This is a genomic window from Thermococcus sp. GR5, assembly GCF_012027535.1.
In the GTDB taxonomy this organism is placed as follows: Archaea; Methanobacteriota_B; Thermococci; order Thermococcales; family Thermococcaceae; genus Thermococcus; species Thermococcus onnurineus.
The window spans coordinates 188,668-205,689 of record NZ_SNUN01000002.1 but is presented as its reverse complement, the minus strand read 5'-3'; the positions used below and the strand labels follow the sequence as shown (position 1 = coordinate 205,689).

At 51.4% G+C, this 17,022-nt stretch carries 21 protein-coding genes; 12 read left to right on the top strand and 9 right to left on the bottom strand.

Translation table 11 applies throughout. The features are described from left to right. The first annotated feature begins 159 nt into the window (after positions 1–159). Together E3E33_RS03005 and E3E33_RS03000 are read left to right on the top strand one after the other, a co-directional pair. The gene (locus E3E33_RS03005; RefSeq protein WP_167711768.1) at positions 160–768 is read left to right on the top strand and encodes a YiiX/YebB-like N1pC/P60 family cysteine hydrolase; all 609 of its coding nucleotides are present in this window, start codon (positions 160–162) and stop codon (positions 766–768) included. A gap of 193 nt (positions 769–961) precedes the next feature. Further along, entirely contained in the window at positions 962–2,245 is a 1,284-nt protein-coding gene (locus E3E33_RS03000) for an MFS transporter (RefSeq protein WP_167711785.1), read from the top strand. A gap of 14 nt (positions 2,246–2,259) precedes the next feature. Here the strand turns inward: E3E33_RS03000 and E3E33_RS02995 are convergent, their stop codons facing one another. The 6 genes from E3E33_RS02995 to cobB are packed head-to-tail and all read right to left on the bottom strand — an operon-like array spanning position 2,260 to position 5,867. After that, on the bottom strand, positions 2,260–2,721 hold the full coding sequence (locus E3E33_RS02995) for a COG2426 family protein (protein WP_167711767.1): 462 nt from the start codon (positions 2,719–2,721) through the stop codon (positions 2,260–2,262). Then, positions 2,714–3,364, bottom strand: a complete 651-nt coding sequence (locus E3E33_RS02990) for a phosphatase PAP2 family protein (protein WP_240910545.1) — start codon at positions 3,362–3,364, stop codon at positions 2,714–2,716. Before E3E33_RS02990 ends, E3E33_RS02995 begins: the two co-directional genes overlap by 8 nt. Before the next feature lie 37 nt (positions 3,365–3,401). Further along, positions 3,402–3,983, bottom strand: coding sequence for an ASCH domain-containing protein (locus tag E3E33_RS02985; protein WP_240912004.1), 582 nt, complete (start codon positions 3,981–3,983; stop codon positions 3,402–3,404). Beyond that, positions 3,940–4,668 (bottom strand): TIGR02253 family HAD-type hydrolase, encoded by a 729-nt coding sequence (locus E3E33_RS02980; RefSeq protein ID WP_167711766.1) that lies wholly within the window; start codon positions 4,666–4,668, stop codon positions 3,940–3,942. The genes E3E33_RS02985 and E3E33_RS02980 overlap by 44 nt, the downstream gene beginning before the upstream one ends. A 33-nt stretch (positions 4,669–4,701) precedes the next feature. After that, positions 4,702–5,118 (bottom strand): DUF3783 domain-containing protein, encoded by a 417-nt coding sequence (locus tag E3E33_RS02975; RefSeq protein ID WP_167711765.1) that lies wholly within the window; start codon positions 5,116–5,118, stop codon positions 4,702–4,704. Continuing rightward, the gene (gene cobB / locus E3E33_RS02970) at positions 5,115–5,867 is read right to left on the bottom strand and encodes an NAD-dependent protein deacetylase (RefSeq protein ID WP_167711764.1); all 753 of its coding nucleotides are present in this window, start codon (positions 5,865–5,867) and stop codon (positions 5,115–5,117) included. The genes E3E33_RS02975 and cobB overlap by 4 nt, the downstream gene beginning before the upstream one ends. A gap of 147 nt (positions 5,868–6,014) precedes the next feature. Between cobB and E3E33_RS02965 the strand changes: the two genes are divergently transcribed. From E3E33_RS02965 to E3E33_RS02920, 10 genes are all read left to right on the top strand, one after another. Continuing rightward, positions 6,015–7,199, top strand: a complete 1,185-nt coding sequence (locus tag E3E33_RS02965) for an aromatic amino acid transport family protein (protein WP_012571780.1) — start codon at positions 6,015–6,017, stop codon at positions 7,197–7,199. A gap of 138 nt (positions 7,200–7,337) precedes the next feature. Further along, entirely contained in the window at positions 7,338–8,621 is a 1,284-nt protein-coding gene (gene glyA, locus E3E33_RS02960; RefSeq protein WP_167711763.1) for a serine hydroxymethyltransferase, read from the top strand. Positions 8,622–9,070: 449 nt separating this feature from the next. Then, on the top strand, positions 9,071–9,523 hold the full coding sequence (locus E3E33_RS02955; RefSeq protein WP_012571782.1) for an immunoglobulin-like domain-containing protein: 453 nt from the start codon (positions 9,071–9,073) through the stop codon (positions 9,521–9,523). Beyond that, entirely contained in the window at positions 9,520–9,942 is a 423-nt protein-coding gene (locus E3E33_RS02950; RefSeq protein WP_167711762.1) for an immunoglobulin-like domain-containing protein, read from the top strand. Before E3E33_RS02955 ends, E3E33_RS02950 begins: the two co-directional genes overlap by 4 nt. Positions 9,943–10,007: 65 nt before the next feature. Beyond that, positions 10,008–10,340 (top strand): transcription factor S, encoded by a 333-nt coding sequence (locus tag E3E33_RS02945; RefSeq protein ID WP_012571784.1) that lies wholly within the window; start codon positions 10,008–10,010, stop codon positions 10,338–10,340. Then, complete coding sequence (locus tag E3E33_RS02940) at positions 10,322–10,504, top strand: hypothetical protein (RefSeq protein WP_048055050.1); 183 nt, start codon at positions 10,322–10,324, stop codon at positions 10,502–10,504. Before E3E33_RS02945 ends, E3E33_RS02940 begins: the two co-directional genes overlap by 19 nt. Positions 10,505–10,506: 2 nt before the next feature. Continuing rightward, complete coding sequence (locus E3E33_RS02935; protein WP_012571786.1) at positions 10,507–11,256, top strand: DNA polymerase sliding clamp; 750 nt, start codon at positions 10,507–10,509, stop codon at positions 11,254–11,256. A gap of 34 nt (positions 11,257–11,290) precedes the next feature. Beyond that, entirely contained in the window at positions 11,291–11,860 is a 570-nt protein-coding gene (locus tag E3E33_RS02930; protein ID WP_012571787.1) for a hypothetical protein, read from the top strand. A 5-nt stretch (positions 11,861–11,865) separates the two neighbouring features. After that, positions 11,866–13,776, top strand: a complete 1,911-nt coding sequence (locus E3E33_RS02925; protein ID WP_167711782.1) for a molybdopterin-dependent oxidoreductase — start codon at positions 11,866–11,868, stop codon at positions 13,774–13,776. A 225-nt stretch (positions 13,777–14,001) separates the two neighbouring features. Then, positions 14,002–14,652, top strand: coding sequence for a peroxiredoxin (locus E3E33_RS02920; RefSeq protein WP_012571789.1), 651 nt, complete (start codon positions 14,002–14,004; stop codon positions 14,650–14,652). Between the two features lie 79 nt (positions 14,653–14,731). Here E3E33_RS02920 and E3E33_RS02915 read toward each other — a convergent pair whose 3' ends face one another. The 3 genes from E3E33_RS02915 to E3E33_RS02905 are packed head-to-tail and all read right to left on the bottom strand — an operon-like array spanning position 14,732 to position 16,985. Next, the gene (locus tag E3E33_RS02915) at positions 14,732–15,436 is read right to left on the bottom strand and encodes an ABC transporter permease (protein WP_012571790.1); all 705 of its coding nucleotides are present in this window, start codon (positions 15,434–15,436) and stop codon (positions 14,732–14,734) included. Then, positions 15,433–16,137, bottom strand: coding sequence for an ABC transporter permease (locus tag E3E33_RS02910; RefSeq protein ID WP_012571791.1), 705 nt, complete (start codon positions 16,135–16,137; stop codon positions 15,433–15,435). The genes E3E33_RS02915 and E3E33_RS02910 overlap by 4 nt, the downstream gene beginning before the upstream one ends. Further along, complete coding sequence (locus E3E33_RS02905) at positions 16,134–16,985, bottom strand: ABC transporter ATP-binding protein (protein WP_167711761.1); 852 nt, start codon at positions 16,983–16,985, stop codon at positions 16,134–16,136. The genes E3E33_RS02910 and E3E33_RS02905 overlap by 4 nt, the downstream gene beginning before the upstream one ends. Between the last annotated feature and the right edge of the window lie 37 nt (positions 16,986–17,022).

The following is a 17,022-nucleotide window of genomic DNA, read 5'->3' as shown; positions in this document are numbered from 1 at the left end:
TTTGGACTCGTTTTGAAAAATTGAAACGTTTATCTTCTTCTGCCACCCCAAGTGTTCTTCAATGCAAAGAAATGTACACTAACAATTTATAATGGTAAAGGAAAACCTTTATTAGACCATAGTGCACTTCTATGATAGTTTAAATTGGGGGTGGGTTAAATGAAAAGGGTTGCCGGAATCCTGAGCGTGATTCTTGTACTAGCTGCGTTTGTTAGTCCCGTAGCTGCGGCCAGCATCAGTGGAGATAGTAGTGCCTATGTGCATCCCTATCCTTCGGGCATAGTGCAGGGCGACCTTGTTTTCGGCCACTCAGAAGGTGTGACCGATTGGGTTATACCCGGGTTCTGGACACACGTGGGTATAATTGGGTGGTACGACAGTGGCATAGGAGACTGGATAGTCATTGAAGCAACTACAAGTAACGGCGTGACATTTACCCCCCTCAGCAAGTTCCTGAGCAGGTACGATACTGTTGCCATTGGCAGGGTTATAACCGCTGATGCTACCATACGCTATTATGCTGCATATTTCGCCTATCTCCAGTATGGCAAGCCGTACAACTGGAACTACCTCAGCAAGCCCGACATCTACAGCGACAGTTACTACTGTTCCCAGCTCGTCTGGGCAGCATACATGTGGGCATCTGGATACAGCATAAACATTGACGAAAACGATGGTGCTTGGAGCTGGACCTATGGGTATGCAGTTGCTCCACAGGAAGTCTACGACGACCCGGAGGTCTCGATAATCTACTACCACTCTGTCTGAATCCTTTTAAAATTTCTCAATGATATCTCTGAGGCCAAAGTGCCCGTTTTTATCCCCCGTTTTTATCCAGGGAATACCTTTCAAAGGGATGTCTGATGCAGACATTGTTCAACCCTTAAACAATCTAAAAACTCTTAAAGCCCCCCATTCTACCTTCTTAATAGCCGAAAAGCTGGTCTTTGAGGTGATCAGGATGGAAGTCATCGAGAACTCCAAATTAGAGAGCTTTCACTACAGGCTTCTGGCAGTCCTCGGAGCGATATGGGCGTTCATTGCTGTGAACACTATAGCCGCGAGCTTGATTATACCCTTGCTGAAGGAGGAACCTGCTTTCCAGGGTAGCCTCGCCAAACTCGGTTCTCTTGGCTCGGCGGCCCTCTTCGGAATGCTTTTTGGGGCGTGGCTCTTCGGAATCCTCGCGGATCGCATAGGAAGGAAAAAAGCTCTGACCCTGGCCGTCGTCACATTCTCGCTCGGCTCCATAGTCAGCTCCTTTGCGGGAAGTCTTGATGAGCTCATAGCCCTCAGGTTCATCGTGGGGCTTGGACTCGGAGGTTCTCTGCCAGTTGCCAGCTCCTACTTCGCCGAATTCATGCCGAAGTCCGTGAGAGGAGCAATGATCTCAATCCTTGAGAGCTTCTGGGCAATAGGAACCATAATCATCGGAGTGGTGGCCCTTCTTGTGAGGGCAGACTGGAGGAATATCCTGCTCTTCGGTGGAGCGATCCTCCTTATTCTGCCTCTCCTGCTGACTCTGCCTGAATCTCCCAGGTTCCTCCTCGTGAAGGGAAGAATCTCGGAGGCCGAGGAAATACTGAGGAGGATCTTCGGCGTTGATGTAAAGCTCCAGAAACCCGGCGAGGAGCAGAAGAGGACCTCTATAGCCGATCTCTGGAGGAAATACTCAAGGAGAACCCTCATGCTGACCGTTGCGTGGTTCAGCATAGCCTTCGCATACTACGGCTTTTTCATCTGGCTTCCCAAGTTCCTCTCCGCTACGCTTGGAATAACCGTCTTTAAGAGCTTCCAGTACTTCATCATAACCGCCATAGCCCAGCTGCCGGGGTACTGGAGCGCCGCATATCTTATCGAGCGCATCGGGAGGAAGAAGACTCTCTCTTCGTACCTGTTTCTATCAGGAATTGCAGGGGTAGCATTCTACCTGGCCGCAAGCTCCGCCAACGAGGCTATGATACTCTCGAGCGCCATACTCTTCAGCTTCTTCAACCTCGGCGCCTGGGGCGCCATCTACGCCTACACGCCGGAGCTCTACCCCACAAGCGTGCGCGGAACCGGCACCGGCTGGGCTGGGGCGATGGCCAGGATAGGCGGCGGGATAGCGCCGATACTGGCCGGGAGGATCATGGAGGTTAGCGGAGCTGCCCTGGCAGTTCTGGTCATAGCGGTGGTCTCAATAATAGGCGCTCTGGACGTTCTGATCCTTGGCGAGGAGACTATGGGGAAGGAGCTTACCTGAGCCCTTTCTTTTTTTCACCCAAACAGCCCCAACGCCGGAAGTACAGTTATTGCCATGCTGAGCAACCCGCCGAGGATTAGAGCAGGAACCGTCTGCCTCTTCTCGATGCCAAACAGGTACGCAGCCAGAGCTCCCGTCCATATGCCCGTTCCGGGGAGGGGTATCGCCACAAAGATTGTCAGTCCAAGGAAGCCCCACTTCTCGACGTAGGGATGGGCCTTTTTCCTGACCCGCTCGACGTAGTAGAGATATAGGTGTGCTATTTTTCTAAGGAAGGTTCCCTCAAGCCAGATCATAAGCCTGTCTATGTAGGGTAGGACCGCCGGAAGGACGAGCGAGAGAAGCAGAACGCCAAGAGAAGCTGCCAGAAGGGTCTTCCACAAGGGATAACCTTTACTTATGCCGTAAACGATGGCATATCGGCCCTCGAATGTGGGAACCAGAGATAGTATGAAAACCTCAAGGAGGTTATTCAACGTCAAACACCTCCAGTTTGAGCTTTTCAATAAAGGCCCTGTAGATTGGAAGCCACATGCTTTCTGTGGACGCTACCACTATAAAAACCCACGGGCCAAGGATCAAACTAAAGAGAACATCGCTGAACCAGTGAACGTGAAAGAGCAGCCTTGAAAAGGCAACTAAAAGGGCATAACCCCACCAGATAAGTTTGTATTTGGGGAAACGCTCACCCAGGAAACACGCCAGAATAGAAGCTCTCGCTGTATGTCCAGAGGGGAAGGCGAAATAATCAGCGTTTAACAGGGCTTGGAAGAATGGTAAAGATAGAGGAGCTTCATCTGGTCGTGGCACCTCAGTTAAGACTTTCAAAACGCCTACAATTGCCATGCCAAGAAAGATCGAGACTATGAAATTTAAAGTGGAACGGCTTAGCTTCCTGCTTCTTCTGAGGTCCCATAATACGAAGAGAAGAACATAAACCGCAAAAATTCCGAAGCTGGCAGAATCTGTGATTAGAGTTATCCAAAGGGAGTCCACAAATGGAGTGTGGGCATATACATATGTGTTAATATCGCCCAATAAACCAAGAAGCTGGGCTATAAAGATTACAATGAGCATGCCCGTGAGTATCCCAAGCTTCCTTCTCTCGTTCATAGGCATGGAGAAAAGAACGGAAATACATAGATAAAGCTTTTCCTTAGATGATGCCAGCCCCGTAGAGCGCATGATATGCCTTGAGCAGCGCCTGCTGAACTTTTTTCGGCCCGAAGGTTCTAACGGCCCTTCCAAGGCCCTCGTTGTATATTCTGCGCAGTATGAAGTCAGTTTCGCGGCTTAGGTTGACCTTCTCCTTATTTTCAAGGTAGAGTCTCGCTATCTCCCCAGGTTCACGGTAATTGAGGCCCTTGAGCCACTTGAGAGGTATTCCGTCCTCGAAGCGCTTGATGACTTCAAAGCCTATTATCGTAACCTCGTCGTCACCGTAGAGCTCCCCGTAGATTTTGCTCAGCTCTCTGACGAGTTCCCTGACGTCGGAAAAGCCGTCAAGCCTAGCATCTCCGTTGGTGAGCTCCTTAACTTTCTTTTTCTCGACGCGGGTTATCCTGACCTTGGCTATGGCAGTATCGCTAGGCGTGATGACTAGGTAAATCTCGCTTCCAGGCTTGGCCTCGTAGTCCCCATACCTTATCGTTGTGACCTTGTCTCCCCTGAGAATCCTTGATTTGTAGGCGCTGTCAATCAGCATAAACTTCCTTATCTGCACGCTCTTTCTCTTCAAGGTTCAGCCCCCTAACGATCTCCGGAACCTCTTCCAATGACTTGATCGTGAAGTCCGCATACTCCAGATAGTCCAGCTCGCGGTTGGCGTACTTCCCATATTTAAACCATACTGTCCTCATGCCAACCTGCTTCGCCCCGTAGATGTCCGAGTACAGCCTGTCACCGACCATCAGCGCCTCGTGGGGCTCGACGTTGAACTTCCGCAGGGCCTTCTCAAATATCTTTCTGTGAGGCTTCTTAACGCCGAGATAGTTGGATATAAAGACCTCATCAAAATATTCATCGAGCTCGAGGCGGAGTATCTTTTCCCACTGTTTTATGGGGTCGCCGTCGGTAATCACCCCGAGGCCAAAGCCATCTTTCTTGAGCTCGAGGAGGACTTTTCTAGCGCCCTTGACGCTTTTGAGGTAGGCGAACTTGGTGTTGTGATACGCTATAACTCCTGCGGCTATCCACTTGGGGTTGTTCGGTAGGTCAAGCCTCCTCAGGAGGTAGTCGAAGTGCCTCCCAAAGTTGCTTCCGTACTCGTTTATGAGCTCGAGGAGCTCATGGTAAGCGGTTTCAAAATCAACGGGAAGCCCGTGGCGTACCATGTTCTCTATAGCGTTTTTCCTGGCCATCTCGGCGAGTTTGCTCGTGTCAACGAGCGTGTCGTCGAGGTCAAAGAACACGACTCTTATCATCTAGTCACCACCATCCCTACGCTTTTCTCCTATTTAATCCTTCCCAAGGCCGAGGAACGGGCCTTTCCTCTCACCCACCTGCCTCCTCGCCCACCTCATGGCCTGAAAGTACTCGTCCTCCCCCATAAGCTCGTTGAGCAAATCTTCGAGCTTCCAGGTAAGGGACGTTTCCGTCGTGGTGGCAAATATTACCCTCCCAAGGTCGAGGGAGCGGACTGCTTTTATTACCCCCTTCAGCGTCTCGTTGTCAACGTCATGCATTATCACGAACTTTCTGAGATGCCAGTAGCTCGAACCTCTCAGCTTTTCGGCTTTAGTAACTATCTCTCCAACGATCCAGCCCCGGCAATACTCGGGAACCTCAAAGACATCCAGGCCGTTTAGGACATCCATTATCTTTTCGACCTCATCCTCATTAAAGCCAATGAGGAGAACCTTTCCACCCATCATATCAGCCCCTTAATCCTCTTCATCAACTTTTCCATAGCCTCACCAGCCGGACAGCGCAGGAAGACGTCGGCTATGGGCGTGATCCCGCTTTCCTCAGGATTTACCTCAATGACTTTGCCCCCAGTTTCCCTAACGATCTGGGGGATGTAAGCTGCGGGATAGACAACACCGCTGGTACCAATCACTAGAACCAGGTCTGCCTTCTCCGCGAGCTTAAAGGCCTCGTCCAGGGCTTTCCTCGGCAGCGGCTCGCCAAACCACACCACGTCAGGCCTCAGAAGCGAATCGCAGTTTGGGCACTTTGGCAGGTCTTTTTGGACCAGGAACTCTTCCAAGTGACCATTCTCCTTGAGGTTTTCCTTATAGCCACAGGAAGTACACCTAACGCGAAAGATGTTGCCGTGGAGCTCGATGAGGTTTTTTGTGCCGGCCTCACGATGGAGGTCGTCAACATTCTGGGTTATCACAGTCTTCAAAATGCCCATCTCCTCGAGCTCAGCTAAAGCGTAATGAGCCCTGTTGGGTCTGGCTTTCATTATGAGCCCCATTCTCCACTTGTAGAAGCTCCAGACGAGGTGAGGGTCCTTCCTGAAGGCTTCTGGCGTTGCCAGCTCCTCCGGCCTGTGCTTCTTCCAGAGGCCGTTAAAGCCCCTGAAGGTTGGAACACCGCTCTCTGCGCTTATTCCGGCCCCGGTAAAGGCTATGGCAAACCTCGAGCGGGCGAGCAGTTTTGAGGCTTCCTCTATCATGATTATACTTACTCGGCTATCTTTAAAAATCATGCCTGACCTTGAGCCCTTTTCCCATCTACGCCGAATAATCTTTGAAGCAGGTTTCACATTTTCGTGCGAGCCTTTAAATTGTATCCATGAGTACATTTTACAGAGGTGAGAGAGATGCCCGTTACTGATGGAACCCCCCGGAGAAAAGTCACCACCTCACACGGGAGGTATTATGTGGGGAGACTAGCTGCAGGGAGACGTAAAAAGGTCACCCTCATCCAGAACCTAAGGAGAAGAAAAGCCACGGTAGCTTTGAGAACCTCCACGATAAAGGTCGAAAAGGCACGCATCACAAAGAACGAGGCCCTGGCAATACTCGTGGGAACACAGATAGGGGCAGGGGTGCTTGGACTTCCCTATGCAGCCTCAAAGGTTGGCCTGATCCCAGCACTGGGCGTTCTCTTAGGAGTGATGCTTCTGATGCTGGCGACGGCATTCATAGTGCTGAAGTTCTCCGCCGAGATGGGCGGAGCACAGATGAGCACCATAGCCAACAGAACCCTCGGAAAGGCAGGAGGCTGGCTCATGTACATCAGCATATTCATAATGAGCTTCGGCGCGCTCCTCGCTTACATAGCGGGAATGGGCAGCGTCTTCTCCAGCCTCTTCGGTATAAGCGACACGCTTGGAGCGCTCATATTCTGGGTTCTGGCATCGCTCGTAGTTTACCACGGACTCGAAGCCAGCGGAAAGACCGAGCTCATAATGAGTTACATAATGCTCGCCCTCTTCATCGGCGTTACCCTGATGCTCACCCCCCACGCAGAGCTCGAAAACGGCCTCTACACCGACCTCTCGGGAATACTCAGCATAACCGGCGTTGCCATCTTCGCCCTCGGCTGCCATACCATAATCCCCGACGTCTACAAGGGACTCGGAAGCTACGAAGAGACCAAGAAGGTCATTATCCTGGCGTTCCTCATTCCAACGGCCATTTACGCTGTCTTTATGGCAGCATTCCTTCTCGCCTTTGGAAAGAACACCCCGCAAATCGCCACTCAGGGGCTCGAGCTGCTCTATGGACACGTTGGCAAGCTCGTAGGCAACCTAATTCCGTTGCTGGCCATAACCACGAGCTATATAGGCATCGCCCTAGCTCAGCAGAGCAACAATGCTGAGTTCATGAGACTCAAGAAGCCGATAGCATGGGGACTGACGGTTATACCGCCGGCTACACTCTACTTTGCAGGGGTCAAGAACTTCGCCGATGTGCTGGCCTTCGCCGGCGACACCGGTGATTTCCTGGCGTTCATAGTGCTGCCGATTCTTATTTACCTTGCCAGCAAGCTCAGGAAGTAATCCTTTGCTTTTTTCTATCCTTTTTCGAAAGGATTCCCGGCTACCAGCCGGAATGGAAAAGAAAGCACATGAATAAGCCTTCAATTCTGCGGTAAGATTTATATTCCCCCCGTTCAAATCCTCATCGAGGTGTTTCCCATGGAGAACGGCTACAAAACCTACAGAGACGAGGTTATTGAGTATCTGGAGGCCCACGAGAAGTGGAGGAGCTCAACCATAAACCTGATTGCGAGTGAGAACGTAACCTCCCCAAGCGTCAACCGCGCCGTTTCTAGCGGCTTCATGCACAAGTACGCCGAGGGCTGGCCCAGACAGAGGTATTATCAGGGCTGTAAGTACGTTGATGAGGTCGAGCTCATCGGTGTTGACCTCTTCTGCAAGCTCTTTGGAAGCGACTTTGCTGACCTCAGACCTATATCCGGAACCAACGCCAACCAGGCAGTTTTCTTCGGTCTCACCCAGCCGGGAGACAAGGCTATCGTTCTGCACACCTCCCATGGTGGCCACATAAGCCACATGCCCTTCGGAGCCGCTGGAATGAGGGGCCTTGAAGTCCATACCTGGCCCTTTGACAACGAGGAGTTCAACATCGACGTTGACAAGGCCGCTCAGCTCATTCGTGAGCTCGAGCCAAGAATAGTCGTCTTCGGTGGTTCGCTCTTCCCGTTCCCACACCCGGTCAAGGAACTTGCTCCGGTGGCTAAGGAAGTCGGTGCTTACGTCATGTACGACGCAGCCCACGTGCTCGGTCTCATTGCCGGAAAGCAGTTCCAGGACCCACTCAGGGAGGGCGTTGACATCATGACCGCCTCGACCCACAAGACCTTCCCAGGACCGCAGGGCGGTATAATCCTCTACAAGAACTTCGGTGATGACGTCGCCAAGCTCCAGTGGGCCATCTTCCCGGGTGTCCTCAGCAACCACCACCTCCATCACATGGCCGGAAAGGTCATCACCGCTGCGGAGATGCTCGAGTTTGGTGAGAGGTACGCGGCCCAGATTGTCAAGAACGCCAAGGCCCTCGCCGAGGCCCTCGCCGAGGAGGGCTTCAAGGTCATCGGCGAGGACAAAGGCTACACCGAGAGCCACCAGGTCATTGTCGATGTTAGCGATCTCCACGAGGCCGCCGGCGGATGGGCTGCTCCGCTGCTTGAGGAGGCAGGAATTATCCTCAACAAGAACCTCCTGCCGTGGGACCCGCTCGAGAAAGTTAACACCCCGAGCGGACTCAGGATAGGCGTTCAGGAGATGACCCGCGTTGGAATGCTCGAGGACAATATGAAGGACATCGCCGTCTTTATGAGGCGGGTCCTAATCGACAAGGAGGATCCGAAGAAGGTCGAGAAGGAAGTTGCCGAGTACAGGAAGGAGTACCAGAAGGTCTACTACTCCTTTGACCACGGCCTCCCAATGAAGGAATAATTTTCCTTATTTTTTCAATTTCGCAAGTTAGTAATCAAGATTTCTCCAGGGCGGTTTTGGGGCCTATCCACTAAATCTACCGTAATGCTAGATTATATCCAAACTTAACGTTTTTTCATCATATTTTATCGCAGAAAAAGTTATAAACTCGCTTTTCCAGTAAATTAAAGTGATGTCTGGCCTTTGTGTTTAATTCATTCGTAGAATATGGCTGGACATCGTGAACATTACGTAATCCACTTTAAATAAGTGGCTCAAATAAGGGGCTAAAATTAGACGAATAAAGCCACAGAGTTCAAACTGGACATTGACTTTGAATAAGTCCTGCTTCCTTTCCATCTCTGCTAAAATAAAGAAGCTCAAATAACCTCCAACTGATCACTTCAATCTCTTTTGAAGCTTTGGCAACCGTTAAAAACCTGAAAGTTGACACTTCTCCGGTGGTTCACATGAAAAAGGCAGTCCCTGTGCTACTGATACTATTAATAATTCCCATAGCCTATTTCATGGCTTCATCCCCCGCAGAAGGGGACAACGGCGGAACGGACGGTACTCCAGACGTCCCAGATGTCGTTCTGAAACTTGACAAGACGAGCTATGCTCCGGATGAGACTATGGTTCTGACAGTAATTAACAACGCTGACTCGGAAGCAACTACCGGCTATGCATTCCAGCTTTACAGACTTGAGAACGGCAACTGGAAAGAGGTAAAGCTGGACATAGCCTTTATTGAGATCGCAATCATCATTGAGCCCGGCAAGAGCTGGGAGCAAAGTATAGATCTGTCTAAGCTCAACCTCGAGCCTGGACATTACAAAATAGTCAAGAGCGTCTTCGTGGGCAACGTGACGGTAAAGCCCGAGGCCGAGTTCGACATCACCGGCTGGGGGTGGCAGAGTTGAGAAAGGGTCCCCTTGTCTCTCTCCTTATCCTTCTTCTCTGGGGTGCTACCGGTCCACACTTCATGATCAGCCTCGATAAGGAAGCTTACGCTCAGGAAGAACGGCCCGAGCTGACTGTAAGGAACATCGGACTTATGCCAATTGAACTTGGCCGGGGATACCTCCTCTACCGCTGGGATAACGGTAGCTGGGTTCGAGTTAGGACTGGACTGATTTTTACAGATGACCTCATAGTCCTCACACCTTTCCGCTCATGGAAGCAGCGGATAACCCTGAAATACCTGCCTGAAAAAGAATCCATAGGAGACCCTCGTTTCTATCCTGACCTCCCTCCCGGGAGATACAAGGTCGTCAAGGAAATTTGCGGCTGGCCGCGGGGATGCGTGAACGCTAGCATGGAGTTTGAGATAGCGGACTAAATTCTTGGCAAAACTTTTTATCCCCCAACCACATACCTCACCCCCGGCTGTAGGGGTGAGAGAAAATGAAGTTCTGTCCAGAGTGCGGTAACCTTATGCTCCCGGATAGGAAGAGAAAGGTCTGGGTCTGCAGAAAGTGTGGTTATGAAGAGCCCTTCGACGAGGAGAAGGACAGGGAGAAGACAAGAATAACCCAGAAGGTCGAACACAAGCCCGATGAGGGAATAATAGTCGTTGAACAGGATCTGGCAACCCTTCCAAAGGTTAAGATAACCTGTCCGAAGTGCGGCAACGACGAGGCTTACTGGTGGGAGCTCCAGACGAGGGCCGGCGATGAGCCGAGCACGATATTCTACAAGTGCACCAAGTGCGGCCACGTATGGAGGTCCTACGAGTGAACGAGGAGGAGAAGCTTGAAGTTTTAAAGCGCCTCGCCGAAAAGGCTCTTAAGGAGCTTGAGGAGGCCTATAAAAGACTGCCCGATACAGATAACGGAAAAGCTTATTTATTCCGGGGGAAAGAAAGAGTTAGGCTGATGCTCAATATACTGAAGGAGGGATAAAAATGCCGTTCGAGATAGTTTTTGATGGTGCCAAAGATTTCGCCGATCTTATAGCCACCGCAAGCAACCTGATTGACGAGGCGGCTTTCAAGATAACCGAGGAAGGAATAAGCATGCGCGCCATGGATCCGAGCAGGGTCGTTCTCATCGATCTTAACCTCCCGGAGAGCATATTCTCCAAGTATGAGGTCGAGGAAGAGGAGACAGTTGGAATCAACATGGACCACTTCAAGAAGATACTCAAGCGCGGCAAGAACAAGGACACCCTCATCCTCAGGAAAGGCGACGAGAACTTCCTCGAGATCACCTTCGAGGGAACCGCCAAGAGAACTTTTAGGTTGCCACTTATCGAGGTTGAGGAACTCGAGCTCGACCTTCCGGAGCTTCCGTTCACAGCAAAGGTCGTTGTTCTCGGAGAGGTTCTCAAGGAGGCCGTTAAGGACGCCTCCCTCGTCAGCGACGCCCTCAAGTTCATAGCAAGGGAGAACGAGTTCATCATGAAGGCAGAGGGCGAGACCAACGAGGTTGAGATAAAGCTCACCCTTGAGGACGAGGGCCTGCTCGACCTCGAGGTTGAGGAGGAGACCAAGAGTGCATACGGAATCAGCTATCTCGCCGACATGATAAAAGGTATCGGAAAGGCCGACGAGGTCATCATAAGGTTCGGCAACGAGATGCCCCTCCAGATGGAGTATCCGATAAGGGACGAGGGTAAGTTGATATTCCTCCTCGCTCCGCGCGTCGAGGACTGATTTCTTTTCCTTCTCCATTTAGGCTGGTGAGAGCGTGGACATCGTTAAGCTCAGGGAACTGCTGGAGGGGGAGCTTTCATCTCCGGACCTCACAGAGCTCGACGAAGAGTTCTACAGGGAATTTGACAGTCTGATAAAAGCCCTTAAGCTCAGCGCTGAGAGCTCCCGCGAGAGGGGTGAGGACATCGAGGAGCGCCTTTACCTCGCCCAGCTCAATATCGCCGAGAAGTTAATGCGCGAAATAATCAAAATCAGGCTCCATAAAATCGTAGATCTGGCCGTTGAAGGAATACCTCAAGAGATGACAGCCGAGGAGAAGAGGATTTTCACCATTCTGAGGGCATTCATAGAGCGTGAGGAGATCCCGGTCGAGGTTCCAGCCGAAGCCGTTGAGGTTCCCGAGAGCATCCCCGCTGCAGAACCACTAGGGAAAACCATTTCCAGAGAGGCGTACATAATCAAGATCGACCTCCCCAAAATCCTCGACGCCGAGCTGAAAGAATACGGGCCGTTTAAAGCGGGCGATCTGGTGACGCTACCCCGGGAGATAGCCAAGGTTCTCATCGAGAGGGAAGCTGCAGAAAAAATCAAGATATCCCCGTGATGGTTATGCCGTTCTCCGCCTGCATGCGGGACTGCTACGACACCTGCTCGATGATAAGTGAGGTTAAGAACGGGCGCCTAGTTGTCAAAGGAAATCCCAGGCATCCAATAACAGAGGGGTTCCTTTGTCCAAAGGGCGCGCTTCTGCCCAAGTGGTTCCACGCGGAGGACAGGCTTAAGGTTCCGCTCATTAGAGCGGGCGAGAGAGGAAGTGGAAAATTCCGAGAGGCCAGCTGGGCGGAGGTCATCAACCTCGTCGCCCAAAAACTGAGGGAGACGATAGATGAGTACGGAAGCGAGAGCGTTCTCGTCTACCAGTACGCGGGGGATAGGGGCATCGTGAACTATGCCTTCCCGCTCAGGCTCTTCCACTACCTGAACACTGCGATGCTTGATTACGGAATTTGCGACCGGGCCGGCCAGGAGGCTTTGGGGGACGTCTATGGAACGGCAGTTGGGATGGATCCCGAGGAGCTAAAAAGGCAGAAGCTCATCGTGTACTGGGGAATCAACGCCTTCTGGACTAACCTTCACGGCTTTATGCTGGCCAAAAAGCATAGCCTTGAAATCTGGACCGTCGACGTCGTCAGAACCGAGACAGCAAAGAGAAGCGACAAGTTCTTCCAGATAATGCCCGATACCGATGTCCTCTTCGCTCTAGCCGTTGCGAAGCTCATCATAGAGAATGAGCTCTATGATAAGGACTTCGTCCGCGAGAACGTTTATGGTTTTAAGGAATTCAAGAATTATGTAATTAAATTGGACCTTGACTTCGTGAAGCGCGAAACGGGTTTGAGCTGCGAAGAAATTGAGGAGTTTGCCTTCGACTTCGCTGAGAAAAAAGGTGTTATACACATCGGATACGGCTTCCAGAGGTCCTTGGGTGGTGGAGAGGCAGTGAGGGCCATCTCAATTCTCCCGGCCCTAGTCGGTCATCGCTTCGGCTTCATCTACGACATGAAAACGATAGACAAGAGCTATGCCGAAGGGGCTTTCCTGCGCACGAAGCCTGCAAAGAGAATCCCGCAGATGAAGCTTGCCGAATACATCGAGAAGGGCGAGATAAAGTTCCTCTACGTTTACAACTCCAATCCGCTGGCAAGTTTGCCGAATCAGAACAGGCTCAGGAGAGCCCTGATAGAAAACGATGTCTTTATTGTTACTCATGATATCTTCCTGACTGACACAGCCCTATTCTCTGACGTTGTCCTGCCGGCGAACACCTTCTTTGAGAGGCTCGACATAGTTGACTCCTACTATCACCGCCACGTCGCTCTAAACGAGCCAGTTGCAGAGCTTTACGGGAAATCCAACAGCGAGGTAACGAGGCTTTTGGCCAAAGCCCTTGGCATCGAGAACCCTCACCTCTACGAGAGCGACGAGGAGGTAATACAGAAGGTTCTGGAGATCAACAACCTAAGCTGGAAGGAGCTGAAAGCTAAGGGCTTCGTAAAGGTTCCAGAAAAGCCAAGGAAGTGGGAAACACCGAGTGGCAAAATCGAATTCTACTCTCGGAGGGCCACTGAGCGCGGTCTATCACCGTTTCCGGAATACAAGTCCCCACAGGGCAACTACCCACTCCGCCTGCTCAGTCCAACGCACAGGATGACGATAACGAGCCAGTACCACAACACCTACGGGATAATAGACCCAAGCCTCTATATGAACCCAGATGATGCTGAGGAGAGGGAAATCTGCGACGGAGACACCGTAGAGGTTTTCAACGACAATGGGAGGATCAAAACGACCGTGAAACTTAGTGATGACGTTCCTAAAGGCGTCGTCCTGCTCTATAAGGCCTTCTGGCCTTCTTTGCTCGGCTGGAACGTGAACTTTTTGACAAGCGATGAAACCGTCGAAAAATATGGCAACGGGTCTGCCTATCATTCAACCTGGGTTGATGTGAGAAAAGTCTGAGGTAAGATTATGCCTAGAATTCCCCCTTTCTGACAAGTTTCCTCAGCACTTTAATCACAAAATGGCAGTAAAATGAGTGTATTTTTTGCACGAACAACCCCGAGCTTATTAAGTTGATTGGATATTAGTCAAATTTGGTGCCGTTAGCAGAACCAAAAGGTTTATATATTCGAACCCAACAGGTTTATAGTGAAGACGACACACAAAAATTGGAGGTGAAGAAAGATGGTCGTCATAGGAGAAAAGTTCCCAGAGGTTGAGGTTAAGACCACCCACGGAGTGATAAAGCTTCCGGAATACTTTGCTGAGAAGGGTAAGTGGTTCATACTCTTCAGTCATCCGGCTGACTTTACCCCGGTCTGTACCACCGAGTTCTACGCCATGCAGAAGAGGGCCGAGGAGTTCAGGAAGCTTGGCGTCGAGCCCATCGGACTGAGCGTTGACCAGGTCTTCAGCCACATCAAGTGGATGGAGTGGATTAAGGATAACCTCGGCGTCGAGATCGACTTCCCCATCATAGCCGATGACCGCGGTGAGCTCGCCGACAAGCTCGGCATGATCCCGAGCGGCTCCACTATTACTGCTAGGGCAGTCTTCGTCGTCGACGACAAGGGCGTTATCAGGGCGATAGTTTACTACCCGGCCGAGGTCGGCAGGGACTGGGATGAGATACTCAGGCTCGTAAAGGCCCTCAAGACCAGCGACGAGCACGGTGTTGCTCTGCCGCACAAGTGGCCGAACAACGAGCTCATCGGTGACAAGGTCATCATCCCGCCGGCTGCCACCATCGAAGAGAAGAAGAAGCGCGAAGAAGCCAAGGCCAAGGGCGAGATCGAGTGCTACGACTGGTGGTTCTGTTACAAGAAGCTTGAGTGAAAATGGACTTTTGCCCTTCTTTTCTGATTTCTCTTCTGTTGGGCTGTAAAGCCCAAAATAAAAGCTAAAGCAAGGATTTTCAAAGCACCCTCTTCTTGAACAGCACTACAAGTGGGACAAGCCACGCTAGGTGAACCGCCAGCCCCGGCCAGAAATCGCCGTAGTCGTTGAAAGGAATCCCCTCGAAGAGCCTGTGGATCCAGTAGGTCGGAAGAAAGGCCGTGAACTTGCTCCAATCAGTTGATATGTTCCTGGCGATCACGATGAACTTTATGGCCGGCGGAAGGATTAGCAGCCAGCCGGCGACTTTTGAAACTGTCAAAGCCTGCATCCTAGTCTCCGAGAAGTCAGTTATCAACAGCGCATAGGTCCACACTTCAATGATGAAAAGTGCCATGAGCGCCAGGAGGCCTTTCCACGGAACCGTTATGTCAAGAATTTTCGGCGCTAGGCCCGTGAGGATACCCGTTACAGCAGACGCCCAGAGGAGCCGGTATGTCAAGAAGGCCTCGCTCGATATCGGAATCACCTGAAGGGCCTCTATAGTTTTCTCTTCCTTTTCGTTGGCCATCATGAAGCCAGGAATCATGCCGAAGATGAGGGGAATGAAGATGATGGAAAAGATTGCTGCGGGCGGATAGAGAACCCCCAGCCGGTCCTTGAAGTAGCGGACGACGAAAAGAAGGATTATGGTAATGATGATGCTGTAAACGAGCATCGGGTCCCTTTTCAGCATCTTCCAGTCAATCCTGTAAATGGCGAGGAACTTCTTCACAAAACTCATCTCAATCCCTCCACGGCGTATTTGTAAAAGCGGATTTTAGCGAGGTTGTATGCTACGATGCCCCAGATTACAAGGGCAATGCCCGACCACATCAGCGTTTCCCTCGCTATCTCCTCGAAGCCCGCGTGGAAGAAATAGAGTCCCGGATAGCTCGGTATAATGTAGAGCACCTTCCCCCATGGGCCGCTTATGAGCCCGTGGTATGCCGCAAAGGGCAGGAAGGAAAGCACCATGACGGCCAGCAGGGGCACGAAGTAGTCGTCCAGATCCCTGTATTTTGCAGCTATCGCTATGCCGAGGAGGGTGTAGACCACTGAGACCAGCAGAGTTCCTATGAGCACGTAGGCGATTTGGACGTTGAAGCCAGCGCCGACAACCACTATCACTAGCGCCCCGATAAGAGCCAGTAAAGCCATGATGATCGTTTTGGAGAGGTAATAGTCGCGCCACTCCATCGGTGTCACGGAGAGCGCTCCAATAGTGCCGTCCTTCTTGTCGGAGAATATCGAGGTTCCAATGAACATAAAGCCGAGCAGACCTGGGTCGATAAATATGAAAAGCGGTGCCATCGTCGAGACGTACTCCTCCGGGAAGGCTCCCAGCACAACGCCGTAAGCCAGAGCCGCGAGGAAGTATATGGGGTAGGTGTAGTTCCTCATGCCCACCTTGAACTCGACCCTCATCAGCTGGGCAAAGCTCATACGAGCCTCCTCCCCGTCACCTTTAGGAATATCTCCTCTAGCGTAGGCTCCTCCGTGTTTATCCTTCTTACCTCATGGTTCCGGAGGATTTCGAGGAACTCCTCGTTCTGACCCAAACCTTCTAGCGGGAATTCCCTAACCTCAACGTTGCCACTGGCGGCATATTCAACCTTCACAACCCTCTTACCCATCTTGACCTTGAGCTCCTTCGGGCTGTCCACGAGCCTCACAGCACCGTCCACTATGAAGGCCACCCTGTCGCAGAGCTCGTCCGCCACGTACATGTTGTGTGTCGTTAGAAAAATCGTCTTTCCGTTCTCTCGCATCTCCAGGAGCATGTCCTTAATCTTCCTTGCGCTTCCAGGGTCGAGACCCTCTAAAGGCTCATCGAGGAAGAGTATCTCCGGATCAGGGAGGAAGGCCCTCGCTAGGTCAAGCTTCTTCTTCATACCCTTGGAAAGGTTTCCAACCAACTGGTCTGCTTCCTTGTCAAGGCCCACCATTTTGAGCACATCCATGGGGTCGAGGTGCTTCTTGTAGAAGGAGGCAAAGAACTCAAGGTTTTCAAGGGCCGTGAGCTTCGAGTAAATTGCGGGAAACTCAAAGGAGACGCCTATTTTCTGGTAATAGTCCTTGCTCCACTTTCTCAAGTCTTTTCCAAAGACTCTAACCTCGCCTTCGTAGTCCTTGATTATCTTGACTAAGATTTTAACTGTTGTCGTTTTTCCTGCCCCGTTGGGACCCAAAAAGCCGTAGATTTCCCCTTCCTCAACGGAGAAGCTAAGGTTTTCAACGGCCCTTACTTTGCCGTAGTATTTCCTAATGTTTTCGACCTCGATAACAGGCATGCTCTCACCGGAGTGATTACGGTGGAAAACTACTTAA